The sequence below is a fragment of the Burkholderia sp. AU45274 genome, from assembly GCF_030482505.1.
Classification (GTDB): domain Bacteria; phylum Pseudomonadota; class Gammaproteobacteria; order Burkholderiales; family Burkholderiaceae; genus Burkholderia.
In genome coordinates this window covers 1,760,895-1,786,222 of record NZ_JAUJQE010000001.1, presented here as the reverse complement: position 1 = coordinate 1,786,222, position 25,328 = coordinate 1,760,895, and the positions used below count along the sequence as shown (strand labels likewise).

Sequence of the window (25,328 nt, the reverse complement as noted above, 5' to 3'; positions counted from 1 at the left end):
CAGCCCTGGCTAGCGGCTTTCACTCGATGCGGGCAATGTCGTCGAAATCGAAGCGCGGGCTGCGCGGGAACAAGCCGGCCGGATCGCCATAGCCGAGATTCACTAGGAAGTTGCGTTTGATCGCGGTGCCCGCGAAGCACGCGGCATCGACTTTCGCGCCGTCGAAGCCGGAGATCGGGCCTGCGTCGACGCCGAGTGCGCGCGCGGCCACCTTGTATCCGCGAATGACAGCGCATGGCAGTGTGCGACGCCGTTGGCTAGTATGCAGGCATGCACCGTTCGCTCCGTTCTTCGACCGTTTCTTCCGACATGTCGACACCCGATTTCTTCGCTGACACGCCCGCACCCGACGTGGACTGGTACCCGGACTGGCTGGCGCCGTCCGATGCCGATCGCGCGCTGGCCGTGTTGATCAACGAGGTCGCGTGGCAGCAGGACACGATCCGCACGCCGCGCGGGCGCATTCCGTTGCCGCGGCTGACCGCATGGCAGGGCGAGCCGGACGCCGTCTACGTGTATTCGGGGATCCGCAACGTGCCGGCGCCGTGGACGCCGGCCGTGCTCGACCTGAAGCGCGCGGTCGAGGCGACGTGCGGCGCGCGCTTCAACAGCGTGCTGCTCAATCGCTACCGCAACGGGCAGGACAGCCTCGGCTGGCATGCGGACAACGAGCCCGAGCTGGGCGATGCGCCGGTGATCGCATCGGTGAGCCTCGGGGCGATGCGCGTGTTCGACCTTCGCCATCGCAAGACCGGTGTCACGCATGCGTATCGCCTCGGGCATGGCAGCCTGCTCGTGATGCGAGGCCGCACACAGGCCGAATGGCAGCATCGCGTGCCGAAGGCGCCGGGCGTGCAGGGCGAGCGCGTGAACCTGACGTTTCGGCGCGTGATGCCGACGGGTACGGGCAGGTAACCCCGCCCATCACCGACGTGACTGGATCGCCGGGCAATGCGCGCCCCGTTTTTGCGATTCATGGGCGATCGATACAGGCAAGCGGTCGCGTGTGCGGCACGTTGCCGCACGACTGCTGAACCATGCGCGCTGAAACGCCGCTGAGGCCCGTGCCATATGGGGTTTCAGGAAATTGGATCGACCGCCCGGTTCCGATAGATGAGTGAAACCTCTGATGGTGCGTCGCAACAATCCTTGACTAGACTGTCGAATGGCAAAAGCGCGTCGCATCCCGGCGCGATCCTTTCGACATGCCCCGAGCGCTGCCGATGCGGTGCGCAAGGGGGCAGGAGCAAACCGCGTGACCGTATTCGACCCTTCCTTCGAACCCTCGCTGCACGTCTTCGAACAAGACGGCGGATGGCAATGGGCGCTGACGGTGAAGCGGGCGACCGGCGTTGGCGTGAAAGTCGTTGCGTTCAGCCGGGACGGCTTTCGCGGCGAAGCCGAGGCCTACGCCGCCGGCCAGCTTGCCCGCGCCGCGTATGACGCCGCCGTGACGGCCTGACGCCGTCGCGTCGATCCCGCCGCCCGAGGATCGTCTTCATCGCTTGCCGCCCGCCGCCGGGTGGCTTTTCCCGATCGTTTTCAGTTTTCCGTCGCCTGTCGCGCTCTGCGCGACAGCGCGTGCGGCGCGCTTGCGCGCCTGTCCGCCCGAGCTCGCCGCGCCAAATGGTCCGTACCATTCGACACGTGTGTGCCATACGCCGCGCTTAACGTCCCTGCACAGGGTCCGTCGCGCCGGCGATGCGCCTTCGCGCTGCGATTGGAGTGCCGGACGCCGGACGCCGACCCATCGACAAGAACGCAGGCCTGCGATGACAGAACCGACTACAACCGCCATGCGCGCGGCGGCTCGCGCACGGCGCGGGCGCCGGAACGGGGATTCACGCTGATCGAGGTGCTGATCGCGCTGGCGATCGTCGCCGTGGCGCTGGGCGCCGTGATGTGCGCGATTGGCGCCGGACGTGCACGCGCTGTCGGATCTCGGGTGCGATCGTCGGCGAGCCGCCGCCGCCCGATATGCTGCAGCCGTTGCGCGTGCGCCTGCGGCTCGCGCCGAATCCTGATGCGGCCGCCGCGTGCCGGCGTCGGCGGCGCGCATGCCGTGACGCACGGGGCCGTGCCCGGAAGTGGCGCGATATCGTAATAACATATGACGTTATTGCGTTGGCGGGACGATGACGTCCTGCTTCTTCACCAGGAGCCACCCATGCAACTCTCCCAGCTAGGCGGGCATGTCGCCCAGTCCGGTTTCGCCGAACGGCAGAAGCACGCCCAGGCGCTGATGTTCGGCATGGCCGACATCAACGAGTATGTTTCCGGCGGCGTCTGCTACGACGCCGCGGCTTATGTCCGGTACCTGCTGCGCAGCGATGCGATGATCGCACCCGGCGCGCTGCTCGACACGATCGGCCAGCACTGGCGAACCCGTTTCAACTTCGAGACCGGCGGTGAATGGGACGGGCGCGCGAGCATTCCGGCGGGAACCGCGGTCGGCTTCTCGCGCGGCGGCACGGTCTTTCATGCGGCGATTGCCGTCGGCGGCAGCCGGATCCGGGCGATCAACGGGGGCCGCCTGGGCAGCGGATGGATGTATGCGGTCGACTTGGCGCGCGTGCTCGAGCCGGATGCGGCCGGCGGCTTCACGTACGATCGCGCGAACATCCGGGTTCACCTGTCGCGCCTGTAGGCCGCCCGGCCTTGCCTGCCGCGCCGGCCGCCATGCGTTGGCCGGCCGCCGCGCACGCGGCTGCCTTCCCGCGCTGCCGGCCATTCCGTCATGGCGTCGCGCTGTCCATCGCTGCTATCCTCTCGACCGTGATTGACTCTCCACGGCGTCACGATCCGCATGCTGCGGTGCGGCGATGCACGCGGTGTGAACCCCGTGCGCGCTGAGGTAGCATGACTGAATATCCACGACGATCCGTGACCTGTTACGTGACTGATTTCCTACCGTCCATGTCCACATGGTCAAGACAACCATGAGCGACGCACCTGAAACCGCGACGCCCGGCGACGACGAAGCGTCCGGCGGCGCGTCGTCCTATCTGGTGCCGGGGCTCGAACGCGGGCTGCGGATCCTCGCCGAATTCTCCGCGCGCGAGCCGGTGCTCGGCGCGCCCGAGTTGTCGAAGCGCATCGGCATTCCGCGCACGACCACGTTCCGCCTGCTGCAGACGCTCGAAGCGCTCGGTTTCCTCGAGCGCGTGAACGGCGACCGCTATTTCCGGCTCGGCGTCGGCGTGCTGCGGCTCGGCTTCGAATACCTGAATTCGCTCGAACTGACCGATCTCGGCGCGCCTGTGCTCGAACGGCTGCGCGACGCGACCAGCCTGTCGACGCATCTGCTGATCCGCGACCAGCGCGACGTCGTGTTCGTCGCGAAGGCGCAGAGCAACACGTCGATGTTCGGTTCGGTGAAGGTGCACGTCGGCACGCGCCTGCCCGCGCATGCGACCGTGCACGGCCACGTGCTGATGGGCGACCTGACGCGCGACGCACTTCGCCAGCTTTATCCGGAAAAGCGGCTCGAGCAGTTCACCGAGCGCACGCCGGGCACCGTCGACGAACTTTACGAACGCGTGCGCCATTACGCGCGGCTCGGCTACGCGGTGAGCGAGGCGGCGTTCGAGAGCGGCATTTCGGCCGTGACCGCGCCCGTACGCGACCATTCGGGCTCGATCGTCGCGGCGATCACCGCGACCGTGCCGCGCTCGGAGATCGGCGAGGCCCGCGAGAAGGAACGGCTCGTCGAAGCCGTGTGCGGCGCGGCGGTCGACCTGTCACAGCGGCTGAACTATCGTCCGCTCGAAAGCGATCCGACCTTCGCGCACGCGCGCCACAAGGTCGCGATGTTCTGAGTGTTCCGATGCGCGGCCGGCGGTCGTGCAAATGCAATACGCGAATGACAAAAGCGGCCTGCGGGCCGCTTTTGTCGTTTCAGGCGACGCACGCCCGACATCGTTCAGAACGAGTGGTGGATCCCGGTGAGCACGATCACCTGGTTCGCCGTGCTCGATACACCCGCCGTGAAGAACGCGGCCTTTGCACCGCCCGAACCGTGCTCGTACAACACGTTCGCGTAAAGCTGCGTGCGCTTCGACAGCGCATAGATGTCGCCGAGCTCGACCTGCGTCCAGCGGCGGCCGGCCAGCGTCGTAGTCGCCGCGCCGCCCGCGATCGTGTTGAACGCGCTGCTGCGGTAGTTCACCCCCGCGTCGTAGCTCTGGAACGTGTCCGAAAAGCCGTTCGACTGCATCTTCGTGCGCGTGTACAGGCCGTGCACGAGGAAGTCGCCGAACTGGTAGGACGCGCCCGCGCCGATGTTCTCGACCTTGCTCGCAGTGTAGCCGTTCGCGGTGTTCTGCCCCTGGAACGACGTGATGCCGGTCGTGCTGATCAGGATCGCGCGGTCGTGCTCGTTCGAGTATACGGCCGACGCCTTGAACGGCCCGTTCGCATAGTTCAGCGCGACGCCGACCGACTTGCCGGTCGAGAAGTTCGTCGTGTTGCCGAGCGCCATCGTCGCCGCGGCCGAGAAGCCCGCGAAAGTCGGTGAGCGGTACTTGACCGAGTTGTTGTACGGCACGTTGCCGGTCGCGGCGAGCCCGTCGATGTTGCCGGGGTGGAACGCGTACCAGCTCATCGCGAGGTAGGCCGTGCTGAGCGGATCGAGATAGTCGAACGACAGCGGCGTCTGGCGGCCGAGCGTCAGCGTGCCGTAGCGCTCCGAGCCGAGGCCGACGAAGGCCGCGCGGTTCCAGATCGTGTTCGCGGTCGCGAACTGGCCGTTGTTCGTATAGAAGCCGTTTTCGAGCTGGAAGATCGCCGACAGGCCGTCACCGAGGTCTTCCTTGCCCTTCAGGCCCCATCGGTCGGGCTGCGTATTGCCCTGGATCATCGCCCACTTCGCATGGCCGCCGACGTTGTTCACGTACGCGACGCCCGCATCCATGCTGCCGTACAGCATCACGCTGCTCTGCGCCCACGCGCCCGACACGGCGCCCACTCCGATCACTGCTGCTGCTACCGCATGCTTGACCATTTGATCTCCTGAATCTCCAACCTGATGAATACGTGCCGTGGCGGCATGCGCGGGAACGGCCGGCCGTCGCGCGTGTTCGCCATCGGGTGGGCATTCGTATGTTCCATATAAGGAACAGTGTGCCTCTGATGGAATGGAGTATAGGGGTGTCTCGCACCGTATCAAAAATAATTTTTTCGGGACGGATGGGTTTCGGACCGCTGCTCGGCGTCGGGCAGCGAAGCCCGCGTAAACCCGGTAACTCCCCGTCGTATAACAAAAAATTTCATTTGATGAGATAGACGAACGTGATTGCCGACCCGGCGGTCAGTGTTTTCCCTAGGGCGTGCAGCTTTTTGTTTTACTCGTGGAAAGTCACTCTTATAATCACCATCCATAAACTGCTGTTCCGGATATGGAACAAATCGGAACAAACCGAGAGTCGATCAGAAGGAAGGGTGTGAGATGTCTGAACAATGGGTTTGCGCCGGGCACGCCGGCGCGCTGTCGGAAGACACGCCGATCGAGTTCAAGCGGACCGACGGCGTCGAAATCGGGATTTACCGCGTCGGCGACGACGTGTATGCGCTCGAGAACGTGTGCCCGCATGCGTACGCGCTGCTGACGCAGGGGTTCGTCGACGAAGGCACGGTCGAATGCCCGCTGCACGAGGCCGTGTTCGACATCAAGACGGGCGAATGCCTGAAGGGTCCGGGCGGACGCGCACTGAAGCAGTACGCGGTGCGGCTCGCCGGCGAGGAAATCCAGATAAAGGTGGAGTGACATGAAAGAAGCGACCGTGAATTTCAATCCCTTCCTGAAGCCGTGGGTGGCGCCGCAGCCGAACAACGTCGCGGGCAAGGGGCAGATCGAGATCCCCGGCCAGGTCGAGAACCAGGTCTGGCAGAACCGCAAGGCCGCACCGACCCAGTACGAAAACGACCTCGGCGATGCGCTCGAACGCGTGTTCGAAGCCGGCGCGACCGAGCTGGACGAGGTCGTCGCGGGCCTGAACCGCATCGGCTTCCGCGCGCCGGACGGCACGGTTTGGACACCTGAGCGCTTCCGCGCCGAAATGGCCTCGCTCGCGGAATGACCGCGTAAGCGCCGACCGCCGACCCGACGACAACCGCATCCGGAGCACACTGATGACGTCCCCCGAACAACACGCAGCACAACACGACCCGGTCCGTGCCTATCTCGACCGGGGCATCAAGAACTACTGGTATCCCGTCGCGCCGAGCTGGCAGGTGTCGAATGCACCGGTCGGCCTCACGCGCCTGTCCGAGCAGATCGTGCTGTGGCGCGATCACGACGGCAAGGTCCACGCGCTCGAGGATCGCTGCCCGCACCGCGGCGCACGCCTGTCGCTCGGCTGGAACCTCGGCGGCAACATCGCGTGCTGGTATCACGGCATCGAAGTCGACGGCGGCGGCACGGTCAACCGCGTGCCGGCCGTATCGAACTGTCCGCTCGAAGGCACGAAGTGCGTGAAGTCGTATCCGGTCGAGGAGAAGGCCGGCGCGATCTTCCTGTGGTTCGGTGACGAAGCGCACGGCGAGCCGGCGCCGTTGAACCTGCCCGAGGAACTGGTCGACGACGCGTACGGCCACTTCCTGTGCGTGTCGAACTGGAAGTGCAATTACCAGTACGCGATCGACAACGTGATGGACCCGATGCACGGCGCGTACCTGCATGCCACCTCGCACTCGATGGCCGAAGGCGACAAGCAGGCCGACATGCGCGTGCGCAAGACGGAAACGGGCCTGATGTTCGAGAAGATCGGCCAGCGCGACGTGAACTTCGACTGGGTCGAGCTTGGCGAAACGGGCTGCCTGTGGATGCGCCTCGCGATCCCGTACAAGCAGAAGTTCGGCCCGGGCGGCAACTTCGGGATCATCGGCTTCGCGACGCCGGTCGACGGCGACAACTGCCAGGTCTATTTCTGGCGCACCCGCAAGGTCAGCGGCTGGCAGCGCGACGTGTGGCGCTTCATGTATCGCAACCGCCTCGAGGGCCTGCACTGGGACGTGCTCGAGCAGGACCGCTACGTCCTCGAAAGCCTCGCGCCGAATGCGCGCGATCACGAATACCTGTACCAGCACGACGTCGGCATGACGCGCGTGCGCCGGATGCTGCGCACCCGTGCGCAGGAGCATCTTGCGGCGCTCGACGCACATCGCGCGGCGCAGGCGCAGGTCGCCTCGGAGCCGGCAAATGGCTGAGCGCGCTCCGGTCGTGTCGCTCACGGGGCGCCGCGTGCTCGTGACGGGTGGCGCGCGCGGGCTCGGCGCGGCGTTCGTGAAGGCGCTCGTCGAAGCGGGCGCGCAGGTCGCGTTCGGCGACGTGCTGGCCGACGAAGGCCGCGCGCTGGCCGCGCAACTCGCCGAAGCCGGCCATGTCGTGCATTGCTTCGCGCTCGATCTCGCCGATCCGGCGAGCGTCACCGCGTTCGTCGCGCAGGGCGCGGCGGCGCTCGGCGGCATCGACGCGCTGATCAACAACGCGGCGATCACGAACTCGGGCGGCAAGCTGTCGACCGAGCTCGACGTGTCGACCTGGGACGCCGTGATGAACGTAAACGTTCGCGGCGTGTGGCTCGTCAGCAATGCGGCGCTGCCGTATCTCGCGCAGTCGGGCCGCGGCGCGATCGTGAACCTCGCGTCGGATACCGCACTGTGGGGCGCGCCGAAGCTGCTCGCGTACGTCGCGAGCAAGGGCGCGGTGATCGCGATGACGCATGCGCAGGCACGCGAGTTCGGCGCGCACGGCGTGACGGTCAATGCGATCGCGCCGGGGCTGACCGAGGTCGAGGCGACCGCCTACGTGCCGGCCGAGCGCCACGCGTTCTACCTGCAGGGCCGCGCGCTGACGCGTGCGCAGGTGCCCGACGACGTGACGGGCCCCGTGCTGTTCCTGCTGTCGGACGGCGCGCGCTTCGTGACGGGTCAACTGCTGCCGGTGAACGGCGGCTTCGTGATGAATTGATTGAATTGAAGTTTTCACTCTGATGAAGGAGAGGACGATGGCGGACGCCGATCTCGAACGCAAGTCGTGGGACCAGCCGGAAGGCGCAAGCTTCAACGACTGGATGGAAGGGCGCGTGGCGCGCTACGCAACCCGTCGCTACGACTGGGACGCACTGAAGTTCCAGGCCGATTACGACCCGAAGTACCGCCGTGCGCAGATGCGCTACGTCGGCACGGGCGGCACGGGCGTCGCGAAGGACGTCAACACGGTGCCGGCCGGCGGCTTCACGTTCTCGACGATGGTCATCCCGGCCGGCAACATCGGCCCGAGCCACATCCACATGGACGTCGAGGAAATCTTCTTCGTGCTGCGCGGCAAGATGAAGGTGATCTGCGAGCGTGACGGCGAGACGTGGGAAGCGATCCTCGGCGAGCGCGACCTGATCTCGGTGCCGCCGGGCGTGTATCGCACGGAAATCAACATCGGCGAGGAAGATGCGCTGATGTGCGTGATGCTCGGTTCGCCGAAGCCGGTCACGCCGACCTATCCGCCCGATTCGCCGCTCGCGAAGATCAAGCGCTGAGACGGAGCAGGTGAAGCAATGAGTGTCATCGACAAACGTGAACGCGACCGCACCGTGGCGTTCGCCGCGCTGCTCGGGCAGTTTCCGGAACAGCGTTGCGCGGCCGGCGCGGCGGGCACGATCGGTTATCGCGAGGCCGGCGCGCAGCATGCAGGCCGTGCGCTGCCCGTCGTGCTGCTGCACGGCATCGGCTCGGGCGCCGCATCGTGGGTCCGCCAGCTCGACACGCTCGGCGCATCGCGGCGCGTGCTCGCGTGGGATGCGCCCGGTTACGGCGTGTCGACGCCGGTGCACGGCGCGTCGCCGGCAGCCGCCGATTACGCGGCATCGCTGAACGCGTGGCTCGAGGCACTCGGCATCGAACGCTGCGTGCTGGTCGGTCATTCGCTCGGCGCGATCATCGCGGGCGGTCTCGTCCGCGTGATGCCCGCGCGGATCGCCGGCCTGCTGCTGGTGTCGCCCGCGGGCGGCTACGGCAGCGCACCGGCTGAAACGCGCGAATCGCGCCGCGACGCGCGGCTCGCGATGCTCGCCGAACTCGGCCCGGCCGGGCTCGCCGAGCAGCGCAGCGGCAACATGCTGTCCGGTTTCGCGAACGAGGATGCGCGTGCGTGGGTGCGCTGGAACATGGCGCGCATCGTGCCGGCCGGTTACGCGCAGGCCACGCATCTGCTCGCGAACGCCGATCTCGCCACCGATCTCGCCGGCTTTCGCGGCCGCACGGCCGTGGCCGTCGGCGCGAACGACGCGATCACGCCGCCCGCCGCGTGCGAGCGGATCGCCGCGGCCGCGCACGTCGGGCTGCAGGTGATTCCGCAAGCAGGCCATGCCGGCTACGTGGAAGCACCGGCTGTCTATTCCGCACTGATCGACACGTTCTGCCGTCAGTGCGACCAACAGCGGGGACTGGCATGAACGAACCGCTGCAACAACCCGAACTCGAAAGCGGCAAGGCCGAAGCCAGCTACGTGGTTCCCGGCCTTGAACGCGGGCTGCGGATTCTCGCCGAATTCTCGCCGCGCGAGCCCGTGCTCGGCGCGCCCGAATTGTCGAAGCGGCTCGGCATTCCGCGCACGACGGTATTCCGTCTGCTGCAGACGCTCGAATCGCTCGGCTTTCTCGAGCGCGCGGACAAGGATCGCAACTACAAGCTCGGCATCGCCGTGCTGCGGCTCGGCTTCGAATACCTGAGCTCGCTGGAGCTGACCGATCTCGGCCTGCCCGTGATCGAAAGCCTGCGCGATGCGACCGGCTTCACGACGCACATCGTGATCCGCGATGGCCGTGACGTGGTGTTCGTCGCGAAGGCGCAGAGCCAGGCGCCGGTGTTCAGCTCGATCCGCGTGAACGTCGGCACGCGCTTGCCCGCGCATGCGACGACGCACGGCCACGTGCTGATGGGCGACCTGTCGCTGAAGGAGCTGCATGCGCTGTATCCGGAAGGCGCGCTGAACCGGATGACGAACGCGACGCCGGAAACGGTCGACGCGCTGTACGAAGTGATCCGCGAGGATGCGCTGCGCGGCTACGGCGTCAGCAATTCGTCGTTCGAGCGCGGCATCTCGGTGGTCACCGCGCCGGTGCGCAACGAGACGCAGAAGATCGTCGCGTGCATCACCGTGACGGTGCCGAGGCCGGAAATCGACGCGGCGCTGATCGCGGACGGCCTGATCGACAAGGTGCAGCGCGCGGCGGCGGAACTGTCGCGGCGGCTCAATTACCGCTCGGATGACGAGCACACGTTTCTCAAGGCATTAGGACTCCGATGATTCAGATCGATCTGACCGGGCAGGTGGCGGTGGTGACGGGCGGTTCGTCCGGCATCGGCCTGGCGACCGCCGAACGGTTCCTGCAGGCGGGCGCGTCGGTCGCGATTTGCGGCCGCGACAGCGAGCGCCTCGCACGCGCCGAAGCGATGCTCGTCGAAAAGTATCCGGGCGCGCAACTGCTCGCCGCGCGCTGCAACGTGCTCGACGAAGCCGACGTGGCTGCTTTTGCGCAAGCCGTATCGGCGCGCTTCGGCCGTGCCGACATGCTGGTCAACAACGCCGGCCAGGGCCGCGTGTCGACCTTCGCCGACACGACCGACGACGCATGGCGCGAAGAACTCGAGCTGAAGTATTTCAGCATCATCCGCCCGACGCGCGCATTCCTGCCGCTGCTGCGCGACGCGCAGGCGCCGACGATCACCTGCGTGAACTCGCTGCTCGCGCTGCAGCCGGAGCCGCACATGGTCGCGACGTCGTCGGCGCGCGCGGGCGTGCTGAGCCTCGTGAAGTCGCTCGCGACCGAACTCGCGCCGCAGCGCATCCGCGTGAACTCGATCCTGATCGGCATCGTCGAGTCGGGCCAGTGGCGCCGCCGGTACGAAACGCAGGCGCAGTCCGGCGAGAGCTGGGAGGACTGGACGGGCGCGATCGCCCGCACGAAGAACATTCCGCTGAACCGCTTCGGCAAGCCTGACGAGGCCGCCTGGGCACTCTTTTATCTCGCAACGCATCTGTCGTCCTACACGACGGGCAGCCATATCGACGTTTCTGGAGGCTTTGCACGCCATGTCTAAAAAAACCACGGTTGGCGAGCTGATTGCCGCCTTTCTCGAGCAGTGCGGCGTGAAGACCGCATTCGGTGTCATCTCGATCCACAACATGCCGATCCTCGACGCGATCAACTCGCGCGGCAACATCCGGTATGTCGGTGCACGCGGCGAAGCCGGCGCCTTGAACATGGCCGACGGCCTGGCCCGCGTGTCGGGCGGCCTCGGCGTCGCGTTCACGAGCACGGGCACGGCGGCGGGCAACGCGGCCGGCGCGATGGTCGAGGCGCTGACGGCCGGCACTGCGCTGCTGCACGTCACGGGGCAGATCGAGACACCGTACCTCGACCAGGATCTCGCGTACATCCACGAAGCGCCGGACCAGCTGTCGATGCTGCATTCGATCTCGAAGGCCGCGTTCCGCGTGCGTACCGTCGAAACCGTGCTGCCGACGATCCGCGAAGCCGTGCGCATCGCGCAGACCGCGCCGACGGGCCCCGTGTCGGTCGAGATTCCGATCGACATCCAGGCCGCTGAAATCGAATGGCCGGAAGACCTCGCGCCGGCACACGTCGCGGTGCGCGAGCACGACACCGCCCGCGTCGCGAAGCTGGCCGATGCCCTCGCGGCCAAGCGCCGCCCGCTGCTGTGGCTCGGCGGCGGCGCGCGCCATGCACGCGAGGAAGTCGAACGCCTCGTGAAGCTCGGCTTCGGCGTCGTCACGAGCGTGCAGGGCCGCGGCGTGCTGCCCGAAGATCACCCGGCGACGCTCGGCGCGTTCAACGTGCACGCGTCCGTCGAAGCGTTCTACAAGACCTGCGATGCGCTCGTCGTGGTCGGCTCGCGCCTGCGCGGCAACGAAACGCTGAAGTACAAGCTCGCGCTGCCGCAGCCGCTGTTCCGTGTCGACGCCGACGCGCTCGCCGACAACCGCGGCTATCGCAACGAGTTGTTCGTGCACGGCGATTCGAAGCGCGTGCTGGCCGAGCTGGCCGACCAGCTCGAAGGCCGCCTGTCGGTCGATCCGCAGTTCGCGGCCGATCTCGCGGCCGCCCGCGAGCAGGCGGTGGCCGACGTGTCGAAGGGCCTCGGGCCGTACAAGCAGCTCGTCGATACGCTGCAGGGCGCGGTCGGTCGCGACTACAACTGGGTGCGCGACGTGACGATCTCGAACAGCACGTGGGGCAACCGCCTGCTGAAGATCTTCGAGCCGCGCTCGGGCGTGCATGCGCTCGGCGGCGGCATCGGCCAGGGCATCCAGATGGGCATCGGCGCGGCGCTGGCGGATGCGGCGGCGAAGACGGTCTGCCTCGTCGGCGACGGCGGGCTGATGGTCAACGTCGGCGAGCTCGTCACGGCCGTGCAGGAAAACGCGAACGTGATGATCGTGCTGATGAACGACCAGTGCTACGGCGTGATCCGCAACATCCAGGACGCGCACTACGGTGGCCGCCGCTGCTTCGTGCAACTGCACCAGCCCGATTTCGCGCAGTTCTGTGCGAGCTTCGGCCTCCCGCACTACCGGATCACGTCGCTCGACGACGCGGAAGCGATCGTGCGCGAAGGGATGGCGAAGGCAGGCCCGGTGATGGTCGAGGTCGACATGCTGTCGGTCGGCGCGTTCGCGTCGAACTTCGCAGGCCCGCCGGTCAAGAAGGAAGAGCCGTCGGAGCGCCAATATGCTTAACGGGCACAAGCGGGCTCACGCCCCCGTCGACGTCGCGATGATCGGCTTCGGTGCGATCGGCGCGGCCGTGTACCACGCGGTCGAGCACGATGCGTCGCTGCGCGTCGCGCACGTGATCGTGCCGGAACACCAGCGCGCGGCGGTGCAGGGCGTGCTGGGCGGCGCGGTGGAGGTCGTGTCGTCGGTCGACGCACTGGCCCGCCGCCCCGAGTTCGCGCTCGAATGCGCGGGCCACAGCGCGCTCGTCGATCACGTCGTGCCGCTGCTGAAGGCCGGCACCGATTGCGCGGTCGCGTCGATCGGCGCGCTGTCCGATCTCGCGCTGCTCGACGTGCTCGCACAGGCGGCCGACGAGGGCGACGCGACGGTCACGCTGCTGTCCGGCGCGATCGGCGGGATCGACGCGCTGGCGTCCGCGAAGCAGGGCGGCCTCGACGAAGTGCTGTACGTGGGCCGCAAGCCGCCGCTCGGATGGCTCGGCACGCCCGCCGAGGAGCTGTGCGACCTGCGTGCGATGACCGCGGAGAAGGTGATTTTCGAAGGCAGCGCGCGCGACGCAGCGCGCCTGTATCCGAAGAACGCGAACGTCGCGGCCACCGTCGCGCTCGCGGGCCTCGGCCTCGACGCGACGCACGTGCGCCTGATCGCCGATCCGGCGGTCGAGCGCAACGTGCACCGCATCACCGCGCGCGGCGCATTCGGCGAGATGTCGCTGGAAATGAGCGGCAAGCCGTTGCCAGACAACCCGAAGACGTCCGCGCTGACGGCGTACAGCGCGATCCGCGCGCTGCGCAACCGCGCGGCCCGCTGCGTGATCTGACCGGGCCATTGAAGGCCCGCCCGCGCCACGGCGAGGGCGGACGTGCAGAGACAGATTTGTGGGACTTGTGACATGACTCCTTTCGATACGAGCCTCGTACCCGACGGCAACATCCTGATCGGCGGCGAATGGCGGCGCGGCCGTGGCGCGCCTTACGCGAGCATCTATCCGGCCGACCAGTCGCTGAACATGGAAGTGTCGACCGCGAATGCGGACGACGCGGCCGAAGCCGTCGTGGCCGCCGATGCCGCATGGCGCCGCGCCGACTGGGCCGGGCTGAAGCCGCACCAGCGCGCGCAGGTGCTGTACCGCATCGCCGATCTGATCATGCAGCGCCATGAGGCGCTCGCGAACCTGCAGCGCCGCGACAACGGCAAGCCGATCGGCGAGACGCGCGTGCTGGTGGCGAGCGCCGCGAACACGTTCCGCTATTTCGCGGCGTGCCTCGAAACGCTCGACGAGGAACTGACGCCGTCGCGCGGCGATTACCTGACGATGAGCGTGTACGAGCCGATCGGCGTGATCGCGGCGATCACGCCGTGGAATTCGCCGATCGCGTCCGATGCGCAGAAGCTCGCGCCGGCGCTGGCGGGCGGCAACGCGGTGGTGCTGAAGCCGGCCGAAGTCACGCCGCTCGTGTCGCTCGCGCTGGCGCGCATCTGCGAGGAAGCGGGCGTACCGAAGGGCGTGCTGAGCGTGCTGCCGGGCAAGGGCTCGGTGATCGGCGACGTGCTCGTGCGTCATCCGCTGGTGAAGAAGGTGTCGTTCACCGGCGGCACCGAAGTGGGCCGCGGCATCGCGCGCATCGCGGCCGAGAAGCTGATGCCCGTGTCGCTCGAACTCGGCGGCAAGTCGCCGACCATCGTGTGCGACGACGCCGATCTCGACCACGCGGTCAACGGCGTGCTGTACGGCATCTTCAGCTCGTCGGGCGAAGCGTGCATCGCGGGCTCGCGGTTGTTCGTGCAACGTTCGGTGTACGACGAATTCATGAAGCGTTTGGTGGCCGGCGCCCGCAAGCTGCGCGTGGGCGATCCGACGCGCCCCGACACGCAGATGGGGCCGTTGATCACCGCGAAGCATCGCGAATCGGTGGAGCGCTACGTGGCGCTCGGTCTCGAGGAAGGCGGCCGCCTGCTGTGCGGCGGCGAGCGGCCTGCGGGCGACGGGCGCGAGGACGGCTTCTTCTATCAGCCGACGATTCTCGAAGGGCTGCCGAACAGCGCGCGCATCTGCCAGGAAGAAATCTTCGGCCCGGTGCTCGTCGCGATGCCGTTCGACGACGAAGCGTCGCTGATCGCGCAGGCGAACGACAGCGTGTTCGGCCTGGCGGCCGGCATCTGGACGCGCGACTACAAGCGCGCATGGCGCATCGCACGGGCGCTGGAGACGGGCACCGTCTGGATCAACACGTACAAGCTGTTTTCGATCTCCACGCCGTTCTCGGGCTGGAAGGAGAGCGGGATGGGGCGCGAGAAGGGGCGTCTCGGCATCCGCGAGTACATGCAGCAGAAGAGCCTCTACTGGGGCTTGAACGACGCGCCGCTGCCGTGGGCGAACTGAGCGAAGGGGAATGACGCAATGAGCATTTTGGGAATCGAGCAGATCACGTACGGCGTCGACGACCTCGCGACCTGCCGGCGCTTTTTCGCCGACTGGGGGATGAAGGAAGTCTCGCACGACGACACGCGCGCACGCTTCGAGACGCTGAACGGCTGCACCGTGCTGGCCGTCAAGGCCGACGATCCGTCGCTGCCGCCCGCGTTCGAAGCGGGGCCGACGCTGCGGGAAGTCACGTGGGGCGTCGCGACGCGGCAGGAACTCGACGCGCTGCGCACGAAGCTCACCGGCCAGCCCGGTTATTACGCGCTGGACGATGCGGTCGGCTGCATCGACCCGAACGGGATGGCGATCCGCATCGAAGTTACGCGCAAGCGCGCACTCGACATCAAGGGCTCGCCGTCGAACGTGTGGGGCCAGACGCTGCGCGTCGACCAGCCGAGCCCGATCTATGCGCGCGCGGAGCCGGTCGAGGTCGGGCACGTGGTGTTCTTCACGAACTGCCTCGACGCGCAGGAAAAGTTCTATCACGAGCTGCTGGGCTTCGAGACGTCCGACCGTTACCCGGGCCGCGGCGCGTTCATGCGCTGCGCGCCGCACGGCGGCCACCACGACCTGTTCCTGCTCGCGCTGCCGAACGGCAAACGTGGCCTGAACCACGTCGCCTTCACCGTGCGCGACATCCACGAGGTGTTCGGCGGCGGCATGCACATCGACCGCTGCGGCTGGGAAACGCAACTCGGCCCGGGCCGCCACCCGGTGTCGTCCGCGTACTTCTGGTACTTCCAGAACCCGGCCGGCGCGCTGATCGAGTACTACGCGGATGAAGACGTGCTGACGCCCGAGTGGCAGCCGCGCGAGTTCGAGCCGGGCCCGACCGTGTTCGCCGAATGGGCGGTCGACGGCGGCCTCGACGGCAACACGCGCCGGCAGAAGAACGCGAAGGCGCCGGAAGGGAAGTTCATGACGGAGCGCAAATCATGAGCGAAGAGAACACACCGGAACAGGCCGCGCCCGGCACGGTCGTCGTGATCGGCGGCGGCCAGGCCGCCGGCTGGGTGTTGAAGACGCTGCGCGCGGAAGGCTTTGCGGGCCGTCTCGTGATGATCGCGGATGAACCGCATCTGCCGTACGAGCGGCCGCCGTTGTCGAAGGCCGTGCTGGCCGGCGACGCCGACATCGAAACCGTGCGCGTCGTGCGTCCGGACGAATTCGACGCGCTGAACGTCGAGGCGTGGCAGCCGGAGCGCGCCGCATCGATCGACCGCGCACGCCGCGTCGTGACAACCGAAAGCGGCCGCGAGATCGAGTACGACCGCCTCGTGATCGCGACCGGCGGCACGTCGCGCCGCTTGCCGGACGCACTCGTGAGGACCCCGAACCTGCATTACCTGCGTACGCTCGACGAAGCGGCCGCGCTCGGCGAGAAGCTGCGTGCGAGCCGGCGCGTGCTCGTGATCGGCGGCGGCTGGATCGGCCTCGAAGTCGCGGCGACCGCGCGCAAGCTCGGCGTCGACGCGGTGGTCGTCGAAGGCGCGCCGCGGCTGTGCGGCCGCTCGGTGCCGCAGATCGTGTCGGATTTCCTGCTCGACCTGCACCGCGCGAACGGTGTCGACGTCCGCCTCGGCGCGGCACTTGCGTCGCTCGACGCGCAGCCGGACGACGCGTCGAAGGTGCGCGCGACGCTCGCCGACGGCACGACGATCGACGCCGATTTCGCGGTGGCCGGCATCGGCCTCGCGCTGAACGCGTCGCTCGCGAGCGACGCGGGGCTGGCGATCGACGACGGCATCGTCGTCGACGAATTCGGCGCGACCAGCGACCCGGCGATCTTCGCGTGCGGCGACGTCGCGAACCATCACAACGGCTGGCTGAAGCGGCGCGTGCGGCTCGAATCGTGGGCCAACGCGCAGAACCAGGCGATCGCGGCGGCGAAGGCCGTGCTCGGCGTGCGCGCCCCGTACGCGGAGATTCCGTGGTTCTGGTCCGATCAGTACGACGTGAACCTGCAGATCCTCGGTGATCTGCCGGCCGATGCGCAGCTCGTCGTGCGCGGCGATCTTGCCGCGCGCCGCGCGACGCTGTTTTTCGTGGGCGAAGGACATGTGAGAGGTGTCATCGCCGTCAACAACGCACGTGAGCTGAAGCTCGCGCGCAAGTGGATGAACCAGGGCCGGGCAGTGGATACGGAAGCCCTGGCAGACACGAGCAGGACACTGGCCTGACCGGGCGACGAGACACAGGAGACTCCCCGCATGAGCACTTTCGACAACGTCGTGGCCGGTCGCGCCACGATGGAAGCTGCCGCCTCCACGCCCGGCGCGATCATCGCGCGGCTCGAGCGGCTTCCCGCCAACGCGATGCAGATCCGCGCGCGCGTGCTGATCGGCACCGCGACGTTCTTCGACGGCTTCGACGTGATCACGATCGCGGCGACGCTGCCGCTGCTGATTCACAAATGGGGGCTGTCGCCGACGCAGATCGGCATGCTGATCGCGTCCGGCGCGATCGGCCAGCTGATCGGCGCGTTCCTGTTTCCCGCGCTGGCGGAGAAGCACGGCCGCGTGAAGGCGATCGCGTGGAGCTCGGCCGTGATCGGCATCACGAGCATCGCGTGCGGCTTCGCGCCGACCTTCGAGATCTTCGTGCTGCTGCGGATTTTGCAGGGCCTGGGTCTCGGCGGCGAGTTGCCGGTCGCCGCGACGTACATCAACGAGATCACGCGCGCCCATGGCCGCGGCCGCTTCGTGCTGCTGTACGAGATCGTGTTCCCGATCGGCCTGCTCGTGTCGATGGCGCTCGGTGCGTGGCTGGTGCCGCGCTTCGGCTGGGAAATCATGTACTTCGTCGGCGGGTTGCCGCTGATCCTGTCGCTGGTGCTCACGCGCCTCGTGCCGGAATCGCCGCGCTGGCTCGCGTCGCGTGGGCGGCTCCCGGAAGCCGGGCGGGCGGTCGGCGTGTTCGAAGCGTCGGTGCGCGGCGAACTGCCGCCGGTCACGCAGGCAGCGGCGTTCGACGAGATGGTGCGCCAGCATCCGAAGCGCAAGATGAGCGACCTGTTCAGCGCCGCGTATCGCAAGCGCACGCTCGCGGTGGCGACGTTGTGGGCGACCTGCGGGTTCATCCAGTACGGGCTGTCGACGTGGCTGCCGACGATTTACAAGAACTTCTATCACGCGCCGTTGCAGCTCGCGCTGAACCTCGCGGTGATCGGCTCGGTGATGGGCGTGCTCGGGTCGCTGGCGTCGGCGCTGCTCGTCGACAAGCTCGGCCGCAAGCCGGTGATCGTGTGGTCGTTCGTGCTGTGCGCGCTGTCGCTGGCGTTCGCGGGCTTCTATCACGCGTCGTCGGTGTATGTCGTGTCGATCTTCTGCTCGCTGTCGCTCGGGTTGATGGCGTCGGGGTTCATTACCGCGTACGTCTATACGCCGGAGCAGTATCCGACGAGCATCCGCGCGTCGGGCTGCGGGCTCGGCAGCGCATGGCTGAAGATCGCGTCGTTCGTCGCGCCGATGGTGGTGCCGCACGCGATCATCGGCGGCAACCTCGCGCCGGCGTTCTACCTGATCGGCGTCGTTCCGTTGATCGCGGCGGTGACCGTGCACTTCGTCGGGATCGAGACGAAGGGTAAGGTGCTCGAAGCGCTCGAAGCGTAAGCGCTGGCGGCGGTAACGGATGAGGTGGAGAGGCCCGGGCGATGCCCGGGCCTTTTTGTCTGGCGGCGATCGGGGTGCCGCGCCGCGCCGGGGCGGGGCGTGTGAACGCGTGCAATGGCCGACTTGCGGCTCGCGTGTTCTAATTCACGATCCCGTTTTTCGACCGACCGTCGCCATGTCTTTGTTCGAACCCGTCACGCTGAATACCTCCCGCCTCATCCTGCGGCCGCTTCGCGACGCCGACGCGCCAACTTTCTTCGAGATCTGGTCCGATGCGGAAGCGATGCGCTATTTCTCGTTCTCGCCGATGACGCAGATCGAGCAGGCCGAAGCGCGCGTCGCGCGCAACGTGCAGACGTCCGCGAGCGGGGAGAGCCTGACCTGCGTGCTCGAACTGCGGGAAACCGGCGAAGCGCTCGGCGAATGCGTGCTGTTCCACGCGAACGAGCAATGCCGGCGCGCCGAGATCGGCTTCAGCCTGCGGCGCGCGTTCTGGCGCGGCGGATACATGCGCGAAGCGGCGTCGGCCGTGATCGATCATGCGTTCGGCACGCTGCGGCTGAACCGGCTCGAGGCCGATATCGATCCGCGCAACGTCGCGTCTGCGGGGCTGCTCGAACGGCTGGGCTTCGCGCGGGAAGGGCTGCTGCGCGAACGCTGGATCGTTGGGGACGAAGTGTCGGACAGTGCGTTGTATGGGTTGCTGGCGAGCGATCGGCGCGGGTGACTTGCCGGATTCACGGCGCGAACGTACCCTTGGTCGACACCATCCTCCATCGGCAGGTGCTCGACCATGCAAGCCCACCCTCTGCGTCTTTCCCCCGGCGACGACCTGCGCGCGTCGATCGAGCATGCATTGCGTCAGCACGACGCGCACGCGGCATTCGTGATCCAGGGCATCGGCAGCCTGAGCGTCGCGCAGCTGCGCTTTGCCGGGGCCGACGTGCCGACCGAGTTGCGCGGTGACCTCGAAATCCTGACGCTGGCCGGCTCGGTATCACCGGACGGTGCCCACTTGCACATGGCCGTTTCCGATGGGGTCGGCCGCGTATCGGGTGGCCATGTGGCCAGCGGCTGCGTGGTGCGCACGACCGCCGAGATCCTGCTGGCCGTGCTGCCCGGGCATCGCTTTGCGCGCGAACCCGATCCGCACACCGGCTTCAACGAACTGGTGATCCGCCGCGAACCGGGTGGCGAGGACGCGTGAGCGTCGCGACGCAGCGGCAGAAACGCCGGTCATCGCGGCTTTCCCGCTATCTCCGGAGAGGCTTGTTTCGAAACCGCATAAAAAAATGGCGCCGCGGGCATTCAGCCTGCGACGCCATTGCGCGGCGAGCTGCGACGTCAACCACCCGTCGCAGCCCGCTCCGCGTGCTTACATCTGCACGGTGTCGGCCACTTCCTTGAAGTCTTCGATCTGGTCGAAGTTCATGTACTTGTAGATCTGGTCGCCGTTCGCGTTGAGCACGCCCATGTCGGCCATGTACTCTTCCTTGGTCGGGATCTTGCCCAGGCGCGAGCAGATCGCCGCCAGTTCCGCCGAGCCGAGATACACGTTCGTGTTCTTGCCGAGACGGTTCGGGAAGTTGCGGGTCGACGTCGACATGACCGTCGCGCCTTCGCGCACCTGAGCCTGGTTACCCATGCACAGCGAGCAGCCCGGCATTTCGGTACGCGCACCGGCCGTGCCGAACACGCCGTAGTGGCCTTCTTCGGTCAGTTGCTTCTGGTCCATCTTGGTCGGCGGCGCGACCCACAGCTTGACCGGGATGTCGCGCTTGCCTTCGAGCAGCTTCGACGCGGCACGGAAGTGACCGATGTTGGTCATGCACGAGCCGATGAACACTTCGTCGATCTTCGCGCCTGCGACGTCCGATAGCGTCTTCACGTCGTCCGGGTCGTTCGGGCACGCGACGATCGGCTCGTGGATGTCGGCGAGGTCGATCTCGATGACGGCCGCGTACTCGGCGTCGGCATCCGGCGACAGCAGTTGCGGGTCGGCCAGCCATTGCTCCATTGCCTGGATACGGCGCTGCAGGCTGCGCGGATCCTGGTAGCCCTGCGCGATCATCCACTTCAGCAGCGTGATGTTGCTGTTCAGGTACTCGATGATCGGTTCCTTGTTCAGATGCACCGAGCAACCGGCTGCCGAACGCTCGGCCGACGCATCCGACAGCTCGAACGCTTGCTCGACCTTCAGGTCGGGCAGGCCTTCGATTTCGAGGATGCGGCCCGAGAAGATGTTCTTCTTGCCTTGCTTGGCGACCGTCAGCATCCCTTGCTTGATCGCGTACAGCGGGATCGCGTTGACGAGGTCACGCAGCGTGACGCCCGGCTGCATCTTGCCCTTGAAGCGGACCAGCACCGATTCCGGCATGTCCAGCGGCATCGTGCCGGTGGCGGCCGCGAACGCGACCAGGCCCGAACCTGCCGGGAAGCTGATGCCGATCGGGAAGCGCGTGTGCGAATCGCCGCCGGTGCCGACGGTGTCGGGCAGCAGCATGCGGTTCAGCCACGAGTGGATCACGCCGTCGCCCGGGCGCAGCGCGATACCGCCGCGCGTGCTGATGAAGTTCGGCAGCGTCTGGTGCGTCTTCACGTCGACCGGCTTCGGATAAGCGGCGGTGTGGCAGAACGACTGCATCACGAGGTCGGCCGAGAAGCCGAGGCACGCGAGATCCTTCAGTTCGTCGCGGGTCATCGGGCCCGTGGTGTCCTGCGAGCCGACCGAGGTCATCTTCGGTTCGCAGTACGTGCCCGGGCGCACGCCCTGGCCTTCCGGCAGGCCGCATGCGCGGCCGACCATCTTCTGCGCGAGCGAGAAGCCCTTGCCGCTGTCGGCCGGCTGGTGCGGCAGGCGGAACAGCGTCGACGGCGCGAGGCCGAGCGCTTCACGTGCCTTCGCGGTCAGGCCGCGGCCGATGATCAGCGGAATGCGGCCGCCGGCGCGCACTTCGTCGAACAGCACGTCGGACTTGACCTGGAATTCGGCGATGACCTTGCCGTCCTTCAGCGCCTTGCCTTCGTACGGGCGCAGTTCGACCACGTCGCCCATTTCCATCTGCGACACGTCGAGCTCGATCGGCAGCGCGCCGGCGTCTTCCATCGTGTTGTAGAAGATCGGGGCGATCTTGCCGCCGAGGCACACGCCGCCGAAGCGCTTGTTCGGCACGAACGGGATGTCTTCGCCGGTGAACCACAGCACCGAGTTGGTGGCCGACTTGCGCGAGGAGCCGGTGCCGACCACGTCGCCCACGTAGGCGACCAGGTGACCCTTTTCCTTCAGCGATTCGATGAACTTGACCGGGCCGCGCTTGCCGTCTTCTTCCGGCGTGATGCCCGGGCGTGCGTTCTTCAGCATCGCCAGCGCGTGCATCGGGATGTCCGGGCGGGTGGTGGCGTCCGGGGCCGGCGACAGGTCGTCGGTGTTGGTTTCGCCCGTCACCTTGAACACGGTGATGGTCAGGCTTTGCGGCACTTCCGGACGGCTCGTGAACCATTCGGCGTCGGCCCAGCTCTGCAGCACGGCCTTCGCGTGCGCGTTGCCCTTGTCGGCGAGTTCCTTGACGTCGTGGAACTGGTCGAACATCAGCAGGGTTTTCTTCAGTGCGTCAGCGGCCACGGCGGCGACGGCTTTATCGGACAGCAGCTCGATCAGCGGCTGGATGTTGTAGCCGCCCAGCATCGTGCCGAGCAGTTCGGTCGCGCGTTCGCGCGAGATCAGCGGGCAGGCGGTCTCGCCCTTGGCCACGGCGGCCAGGAAGCCGGCCTTCACGCGGGCGGCTTCGTCGACGCCGGCAGGCACGCGATGGGTGATCAGGTCGAGCAGCGTCTGCTCTTCGCCGGCGGGCGGGTTCGTCAGCAGTTCCACCAGTTCGGCGGTCTGCTGAGCCGTCAGCGGCAGGGGAGGAATACCGAGCGCGGCGCGGGCGGCCACGTGAGCACGAAAGTTTTCAAGCATGGGGAGACCTGCTGATATTGCGTTTGAGGGGAAGGCCTTGCCGGCACTCCGGGGCTGTTCCAGACACTGCTTTGCAGCGGGATTCTAATCTCAATGATCTTTAACGTCAAATGTCTTATGTCTTATATAAGAGTTGAGGTTGGCGCGCGGGAAAGCGAGGCGGCGCGGGGAGTCGGTCGTTTCGGACGTGTGGCGGAGGCGCGGATGGGCGTGCGTGCGGGCCAGGTGTCGCGGGTGGTTCCGGTTGCCGCCGGGACGCGTGGAGGGCGGTGGGGCGGTGGTGGGCCCGACTGCGCCCCGGGATCGTCCGTTCGCATCAGGTGTTTCCGTCGCCGGCTTTGGCTGCAGTCATGTGAACCGGCGCGAACCGCTCGAGGTCGCGACCGGCGAGGTGTGCTACCGGTAATGAAGCATCAGGAACTCGGGTTGCCGGCGGCGCCATATATCTGCACAAGCACGCAAGAAACGTTACATACCGGCCGCTTTCGCGCGCCTACGCTCTATTGCACGTGACTTTCAATCGGGTTTCAAAAGGTGGGGCGGCCGTCGGTGCGTGCCGGTCGCCCTGTCCTGGAATGATCCGGACGGTCGCGAGTCCTCAAATCCCGTCGCTCACGAACATGCGCTCCAGAGATTCGATTTTCTTCGTGTTGTCCCTCGTCGCAGCGTCGGTCGCTCATGCGGCGGCGACCGACGACGGCGCGCGTGGCGCCGCCAGCCGTCCCGTCGCCCTGGTCTATCGCGGCCCGGCCGCGTGCGATGGCTGCCCGGAGACGATTGCGCAGCGCCTGCGGGAATCGGACCACCAGTTCCGGGTGATCTACGTCGGGCCCGCGGAGAAACTCAAGATCACGCCCGCTGTCCTGGCCGGCGCCGCGCTCTATGTCCAGCCGGGCGGCGGGCAGGACATTCCCGGCGCGGCGGCCAGCATCGGGAAAAAATCGCTCAAGGCCGTGCGGCATTACGTATCGAACGGCGGGCGCTATTTGGGCATCTGCATGGGCGCCTACCTCGCAGGCGACCCGGGTTTCGGGCTGGTCTCCGGCGAGTTCGACTCCGAGGTCGACCGGCCGGGCTCGACGCTGCACGGGATCGCGGACACGGTGACGCCAGTGGTCTGGCGCGGGAAAAAACGCTGGATCTATTTCCAGGACGGCGCGATGCTCCCGGCCGCCCCCGGCGCGGTCGTGCTGGCGACTTATCCGAACCGCGACATCGCGGCGGCGACCTATCGCTACGGCAAGGGGCGCGTCGGGCTCGTCGGCCCGCATCCCGAAGCCGACGAAAGCTGGTATCGCCAGAACGGCCTGAAGAATCCGGACGGTATTCGGCCGGACATGGCTCACGACCTGATCAACGCGACGATGAAGCCATGACGGTGTGTGCTATTTCCGCCTGGCGCGATACGCGTCGAGGTTCTTCCGCGCCTGCGCGCGGATCGCGCGTTGCACGAAAGGCGTCCAGCCGAGCAGGGCGCCTTTCAGCCCAAGCGCCTGACGCGCCCAGCGCCACAGGTCGAAGCTGTCGCGATGCTCGACGATGCGTCCGTCGCGAAACCGGAACCGCGCGTCGATCCGGTTGACCACCATCCGGCCGGTCGCGGTGAAGCGGTACTGGGCGATCCACTCGGCGCGCCCGGCCTGTTGATCCGCGGCGACTTCGCCGAACGTCAATGAAAAGTCCTGCGCCCGCGCGACCAGCATGCGCCACATGTCGCGTGCGAGGTCGCCGCGCAACTCGCCGAATGCGGGATCGCTGAACACGATGTCATCGGCATAGCAGGCGAGCATCCCGTCGATGTCGCGCTGCTGGAACGCCGTGTAGAAGCGCTGGATCAACTCGGTGTGTGCGTGGCTCATCGTTGGGTGGGGTGTCGTTGGAGATGAAGCGGGGGCTCGACGCGGCGGCCGGGAATGCGGCCGGTTGAACGTCTGGTGAGTGCCATACGGCAAGGACGCTCCGATCGACTCGATGTCGACGCATCTTCCCCGCCGCGATGCAGGTTATGCCCAGACGTTCGGTGTGACCACCGTCCCAGCCGTGACATGCGTCGCGACATCGATCGAAAAGCGGGAATGGATGCGGCGTGTGTGGCTCTGCCTCGGCTGTCGTGACCCGAACGCGGCCGGCGCGTCAACCGACACCCATCAGCGGTTCGCCAGCGCGACGTCCTGATTGCCGCGCCCCGTCACCAGGCAGCTCGACATGAACGCCTCGCTCTGGCTGCTGGCAGCGGCCTCGCCGAAACCGCGGCCGAGCGCGTCGACCTTCACTTGCGCGGCGCCTTGTTCGCACGCGAGCGGACTGGTGTCGCGGCCCTGTGCGTGCAGGATCGCGCGATCGCCAATGAGATACGCCAGCAGCGCGAAAACAGCGATATGTACGGCTCGTCTCATGGTTCGTCTCCTCGTGGCTCAAGCGTAACGCGGACCCGATTGACGAAGCACTTGGGGGTTCCCCCGGTAAACGTCTGCTGAAATAACGGCGCGGCGGGTGATCCTGTCCCGTTTTCGTGGTTTGCGGGAGGAGGGAAGGCGCGGTTTCAATGCGCGTGGCAGGCGCAACCGGACGCGC

The 25,328-nt window shown here is 67.1% G+C and carries 25 protein-coding genes and 2 pseudogenes; 22 read left to right on the top strand and 5 right to left on the bottom strand.

From position 1 onward, the window contains the following. Nucleotides 1–19: 19 nt before the first annotated feature. A pseudogene (locus QZM35_RS07940) lies at nucleotides 20–211 on the bottom strand (nitroreductase family protein); the annotation flags it as partial. A gap of 98 nt (nucleotides 212–309) precedes the next feature. Between QZM35_RS07940 and QZM35_RS07935 the strand changes: the two are divergent. The 5 genes and pseudogenes from QZM35_RS07935 (at nucleotide 310) to QZM35_RS07915 (ending at nucleotide 3,818) form a co-directional block, all read left to right on the top strand. Then, on the top strand, nucleotides 310–915 hold the full coding sequence (locus QZM35_RS07935) for an alpha-ketoglutarate-dependent dioxygenase AlkB (RefSeq protein WP_179255085.1): 606 nt from the start codon (nucleotides 310–312) through the stop codon (nucleotides 913–915). A gap of 340 nt (nucleotides 916–1,255) precedes the next feature. Then, complete coding sequence (locus QZM35_RS07930; protein WP_089429068.1) at nucleotides 1,256–1,462, top strand: hypothetical protein; 207 nt, start codon at nucleotides 1,256–1,258, stop codon at nucleotides 1,460–1,462. 258 nt (nucleotides 1,463–1,720) lie between these two features. Continuing rightward, a pseudogene (locus tag QZM35_RS07925) lies at nucleotides 1,721–1,918 on the top strand (prepilin-type N-terminal cleavage/methylation domain-containing protein); the annotation flags it as partial. Between the two features lie 192 nt (nucleotides 1,919–2,110). Then, on the top strand, nucleotides 2,111–2,647 hold the full coding sequence (gene tecA / locus QZM35_RS07920) for a type 6 secretion system effector deamidase TecA (RefSeq protein ID WP_226202780.1): 537 nt from the start codon (nucleotides 2,111–2,113) through the stop codon (nucleotides 2,645–2,647). Between the two features lie 277 nt (nucleotides 2,648–2,924). Continuing rightward, the gene (locus tag QZM35_RS07915; RefSeq protein WP_089427167.1) at nucleotides 2,925–3,818 is read left to right on the top strand and encodes an IclR family transcriptional regulator; all 894 of its coding nucleotides are present in this window, start codon (nucleotides 2,925–2,927) and stop codon (nucleotides 3,816–3,818) included. Nucleotides 3,819–3,922: 104 nt separating this feature from the next. On the opposite strand, the gene QZM35_RS07910 is transcribed toward QZM35_RS07915, so the two are convergent. Beyond that, on the bottom strand, nucleotides 3,923–5,002 hold the full coding sequence (locus QZM35_RS07910; RefSeq protein ID WP_301775733.1) for a porin: 1,080 nt from the start codon (nucleotides 5,000–5,002) through the stop codon (nucleotides 3,923–3,925). A 444-nt stretch (nucleotides 5,003–5,446) separates the two neighbouring features. On the opposite strand from QZM35_RS07910, the gene QZM35_RS07905 reads away from it, so the two are divergent. The 16 genes from QZM35_RS07905 to QZM35_RS07830 all read left to right on the top strand — a co-directional run bounded on the left by QZM35_RS07905 (nucleotide 5,447) and on the right by QZM35_RS07830 (nucleotide 20,000). Continuing rightward, nucleotides 5,447–5,764: a non-heme iron oxygenase ferredoxin subunit gene (locus QZM35_RS07905; RefSeq protein ID WP_011354710.1), complete on the top strand. Its 318-nt coding sequence runs from the start codon at nucleotides 5,447–5,449 to the stop codon at nucleotides 5,762–5,764. Nucleotide 5,765: 1 nt separating this feature from the next. After that, the gene (locus QZM35_RS07900) at nucleotides 5,766–6,077 is read left to right on the top strand and encodes a recombinase-like helix-turn-helix domain-containing protein (protein WP_069251900.1); all 312 of its coding nucleotides are present in this window, start codon (nucleotides 5,766–5,768) and stop codon (nucleotides 6,075–6,077) included. Between the two features lie 52 nt (nucleotides 6,078–6,129). Then, nucleotides 6,130–7,206 (top strand): aromatic ring-hydroxylating dioxygenase subunit alpha, encoded by a 1,077-nt coding sequence (locus tag QZM35_RS07895; protein ID WP_089427170.1) that lies wholly within the window; start codon nucleotides 6,130–6,132, stop codon nucleotides 7,204–7,206. After that, complete coding sequence (locus QZM35_RS07890) at nucleotides 7,199–7,969, top strand: SDR family oxidoreductase (protein WP_089427171.1); 771 nt, start codon at nucleotides 7,199–7,201, stop codon at nucleotides 7,967–7,969. The genes QZM35_RS07895 and QZM35_RS07890 overlap by 8 nt, the downstream gene beginning before the upstream one ends. 37 nt (nucleotides 7,970–8,006) lie before the next feature. Continuing rightward, nucleotides 8,007–8,534, top strand: a complete 528-nt coding sequence (locus tag QZM35_RS07885; protein WP_039344094.1) for a cupin domain-containing protein — start codon at nucleotides 8,007–8,009, stop codon at nucleotides 8,532–8,534. An 18-nt stretch (nucleotides 8,535–8,552) separates the two neighbouring features. Beyond that, nucleotides 8,553–9,449 carry an alpha/beta fold hydrolase gene (locus tag QZM35_RS07880; RefSeq protein ID WP_089432901.1) on the top strand — a complete coding sequence of 299 codons (897 nt, stop codon included), beginning with the start codon at nucleotides 8,553–8,555 and terminating at the stop codon, nucleotides 9,447–9,449. Beyond that, nucleotides 9,446–10,303, top strand: coding sequence for an IclR family transcriptional regulator (locus tag QZM35_RS07875; protein WP_089427173.1), 858 nt, complete (start codon nucleotides 9,446–9,448; stop codon nucleotides 10,301–10,303). The genes QZM35_RS07880 and QZM35_RS07875 overlap by 4 nt, the downstream gene beginning before the upstream one ends. Continuing rightward, nucleotides 10,300–11,097, top strand: a complete 798-nt coding sequence (locus QZM35_RS07870) for an SDR family oxidoreductase (protein WP_089427174.1) — start codon at nucleotides 10,300–10,302, stop codon at nucleotides 11,095–11,097. The genes QZM35_RS07875 and QZM35_RS07870 overlap by 4 nt, the downstream gene beginning before the upstream one ends. Further along, complete coding sequence (locus QZM35_RS07865) at nucleotides 11,090–12,757, top strand: thiamine pyrophosphate-binding protein (protein WP_301775732.1); 1,668 nt, start codon at nucleotides 11,090–11,092, stop codon at nucleotides 12,755–12,757. The genes QZM35_RS07870 and QZM35_RS07865 overlap by 8 nt, the downstream gene beginning before the upstream one ends. After that, nucleotides 12,750–13,577 (top strand): aspartate dehydrogenase, encoded by an 828-nt coding sequence (locus QZM35_RS07860; protein ID WP_089427176.1) that lies wholly within the window; start codon nucleotides 12,750–12,752, stop codon nucleotides 13,575–13,577. Before QZM35_RS07865 ends, QZM35_RS07860 begins: the two co-directional genes overlap by 8 nt. Before the next feature lie 72 nt (nucleotides 13,578–13,649). Then, nucleotides 13,650–15,140, top strand: a complete 1,491-nt coding sequence (locus QZM35_RS07855) for an aldehyde dehydrogenase (protein ID WP_089427177.1) — start codon at nucleotides 13,650–13,652, stop codon at nucleotides 15,138–15,140. 18 nt (nucleotides 15,141–15,158) lie between these two features. Further along, nucleotides 15,159–16,121 carry a VOC family protein gene (locus QZM35_RS07850; RefSeq protein ID WP_301775731.1) on the top strand — a complete coding sequence of 321 codons (963 nt, stop codon included), beginning with the start codon at nucleotides 15,159–15,161 and terminating at the stop codon, nucleotides 16,119–16,121. Beyond that, nucleotides 16,118–17,362: an NAD(P)/FAD-dependent oxidoreductase gene (locus QZM35_RS07845; protein ID WP_301775730.1), complete on the top strand. Its 1,245-nt coding sequence runs from the start codon at nucleotides 16,118–16,120 to the stop codon at nucleotides 17,360–17,362. Before QZM35_RS07850 ends, QZM35_RS07845 begins: the two co-directional genes overlap by 4 nt. A gap of 30 nt (nucleotides 17,363–17,392) precedes the next feature. Beyond that, on the top strand, nucleotides 17,393–18,793 hold the full coding sequence (locus QZM35_RS07840) for an MFS transporter (RefSeq protein WP_089427180.1): 1,401 nt from the start codon (nucleotides 17,393–17,395) through the stop codon (nucleotides 18,791–18,793). A gap of 175 nt (nucleotides 18,794–18,968) precedes the next feature. Next, nucleotides 18,969–19,520 carry a GNAT family N-acetyltransferase gene (locus QZM35_RS07835; RefSeq protein WP_301775729.1) on the top strand — a complete coding sequence of 184 codons (552 nt, stop codon included), beginning with the start codon at nucleotides 18,969–18,971 and terminating at the stop codon, nucleotides 19,518–19,520. A gap of 66 nt (nucleotides 19,521–19,586) precedes the next feature. Beyond that, nucleotides 19,587–20,000: a PPC domain-containing DNA-binding protein gene (locus QZM35_RS07830; RefSeq protein ID WP_089432896.1), complete on the top strand. Its 414-nt coding sequence runs from the start codon at nucleotides 19,587–19,589 to the stop codon at nucleotides 19,998–20,000. Nucleotides 20,001–20,168: 168 nt separating this feature from the next. Here the strand turns inward: QZM35_RS07830 and acnB are convergent, their stop codons facing one another. Beyond that, nucleotides 20,169–22,754, bottom strand: coding sequence for a bifunctional aconitate hydratase 2/2-methylisocitrate dehydratase (gene acnB / locus QZM35_RS07825; protein ID WP_301775728.1), 2,586 nt, complete (start codon nucleotides 22,752–22,754; stop codon nucleotides 20,169–20,171). A 647-nt stretch (nucleotides 22,755–23,401) separates the two neighbouring features. On the opposite strand from acnB, the gene QZM35_RS07820 reads away from it, so the two are divergent. After that, a complete protein-coding gene (locus tag QZM35_RS07820; RefSeq protein ID WP_301775727.1) occupies nucleotides 23,402–24,130 on the top strand; it encodes a BPL-N domain-containing protein in 729 nt (242 codons plus the stop codon). A 9-nt stretch (nucleotides 24,131–24,139) separates the two neighbouring features. Here QZM35_RS07820 and QZM35_RS07815 read toward each other — a convergent pair whose 3' ends face one another. Next, the gene (locus QZM35_RS07815) at nucleotides 24,140–24,613 is read right to left on the bottom strand and encodes a nuclear transport factor 2 family protein (protein WP_089427185.1); all 474 of its coding nucleotides are present in this window, start codon (nucleotides 24,611–24,613) and stop codon (nucleotides 24,140–24,142) included. 288 nt (nucleotides 24,614–24,901) lie between these two features. Beyond that, nucleotides 24,902–25,150 (bottom strand): adhesin, encoded by a 249-nt coding sequence (locus QZM35_RS07810; RefSeq protein ID WP_301775726.1) that lies wholly within the window; start codon nucleotides 25,148–25,150, stop codon nucleotides 24,902–24,904. Nucleotides 25,151–25,328 lie beyond the last annotated feature (178 nt).

Coding starts and splice junctions, on each gene's coding strand:
- QZM35_RS07895 (WP_089427170.1), top strand. CDS start 6,130: ATGACGTCCCCCGAACAACACGCAGCACAACACGACCCGGTCCGTGCC.
- QZM35_RS07865 (WP_301775732.1), top strand. CDS start 11,090: ATGTCTAAAAAAACCACGGTTGGCGAGCTGATTGCCGCCTTTCTCGAG.
- QZM35_RS07855 (WP_089427177.1), top strand. CDS start 13,650: ATGACTCCTTTCGATACGAGCCTCGTACCCGACGGCAACATCCTGATC.
- QZM35_RS07935 (WP_179255085.1), top strand. CDS start 310: ATGTCGACACCCGATTTCTTCGCTGACACGCCCGCACCCGACGTGGAC.
- QZM35_RS07830 (WP_089432896.1), top strand. CDS start 19,587: ATGCAAGCCCACCCTCTGCGTCTTTCCCCCGGCGACGACCTGCGCGCG.
- QZM35_RS07885 (WP_039344094.1), top strand. CDS start 8,007: ATGGCGGACGCCGATCTCGAACGCAAGTCGTGGGACCAGCCGGAAGGC.
- QZM35_RS07815 (WP_089427185.1), bottom strand. CDS start 24,613: ATGAGCCACGCACACACCGAGTTGATCCAGCGCTTCTACACGGCGTTC.
- QZM35_RS07900 (WP_069251900.1), top strand. CDS start 5,766: ATGAAAGAAGCGACCGTGAATTTCAATCCCTTCCTGAAGCCGTGGGTG.
- tecA (WP_226202780.1), top strand. CDS start 2,111: ATGACGTTATTGCGTTGGCGGGACGATGACGTCCTGCTTCTTCACCAG.
- QZM35_RS07850 (WP_301775731.1), top strand. CDS start 15,159: ATGAGCATTTTGGGAATCGAGCAGATCACGTACGGCGTCGACGACCTC.
- acnB (WP_301775728.1), bottom strand. CDS start 22,754: ATGCTTGAAAACTTTCGTGCTCACGTGGCCGCCCGCGCCGCGCTCGGT.
- QZM35_RS07880 (WP_089432901.1), top strand. CDS start 8,553: ATGAGTGTCATCGACAAACGTGAACGCGACCGCACCGTGGCGTTCGCC.
- QZM35_RS07915 (WP_089427167.1), top strand. CDS start 2,925: ATGGTCAAGACAACCATGAGCGACGCACCTGAAACCGCGACGCCCGGC.
- QZM35_RS07910 (WP_301775733.1), bottom strand. CDS start 5,002: ATGGTCAAGCATGCGGTAGCAGCAGCAGTGATCGGAGTGGGCGCCGTG.
- QZM35_RS07870 (WP_089427174.1), top strand. CDS start 10,300: ATGATTCAGATCGATCTGACCGGGCAGGTGGCGGTGGTGACGGGCGGT.
- QZM35_RS07835 (WP_301775729.1), top strand. CDS start 18,969: ATGTCTTTGTTCGAACCCGTCACGCTGAATACCTCCCGCCTCATCCTG.
- QZM35_RS07905 (WP_011354710.1), top strand. CDS start 5,447: ATGTCTGAACAATGGGTTTGCGCCGGGCACGCCGGCGCGCTGTCGGAA.
- QZM35_RS07890 (WP_089427171.1), top strand. CDS start 7,199: ATGGCTGAGCGCGCTCCGGTCGTGTCGCTCACGGGGCGCCGCGTGCTC.
- QZM35_RS07875 (WP_089427173.1), top strand. CDS start 9,446: ATGAACGAACCGCTGCAACAACCCGAACTCGAAAGCGGCAAGGCCGAA.
- QZM35_RS07810 (WP_301775726.1), bottom strand. CDS start 25,150: ATGAGACGAGCCGTACATATCGCTGTTTTCGCGCTGCTGGCGTATCTC.
- QZM35_RS07860 (WP_089427176.1), top strand. CDS start 12,750: ATGCTTAACGGGCACAAGCGGGCTCACGCCCCCGTCGACGTCGCGATG.
- QZM35_RS07845 (WP_301775730.1), top strand. CDS start 16,118: ATGAGCGAAGAGAACACACCGGAACAGGCCGCGCCCGGCACGGTCGTC.
- QZM35_RS07840 (WP_089427180.1), top strand. CDS start 17,393: ATGAGCACTTTCGACAACGTCGTGGCCGGTCGCGCCACGATGGAAGCT.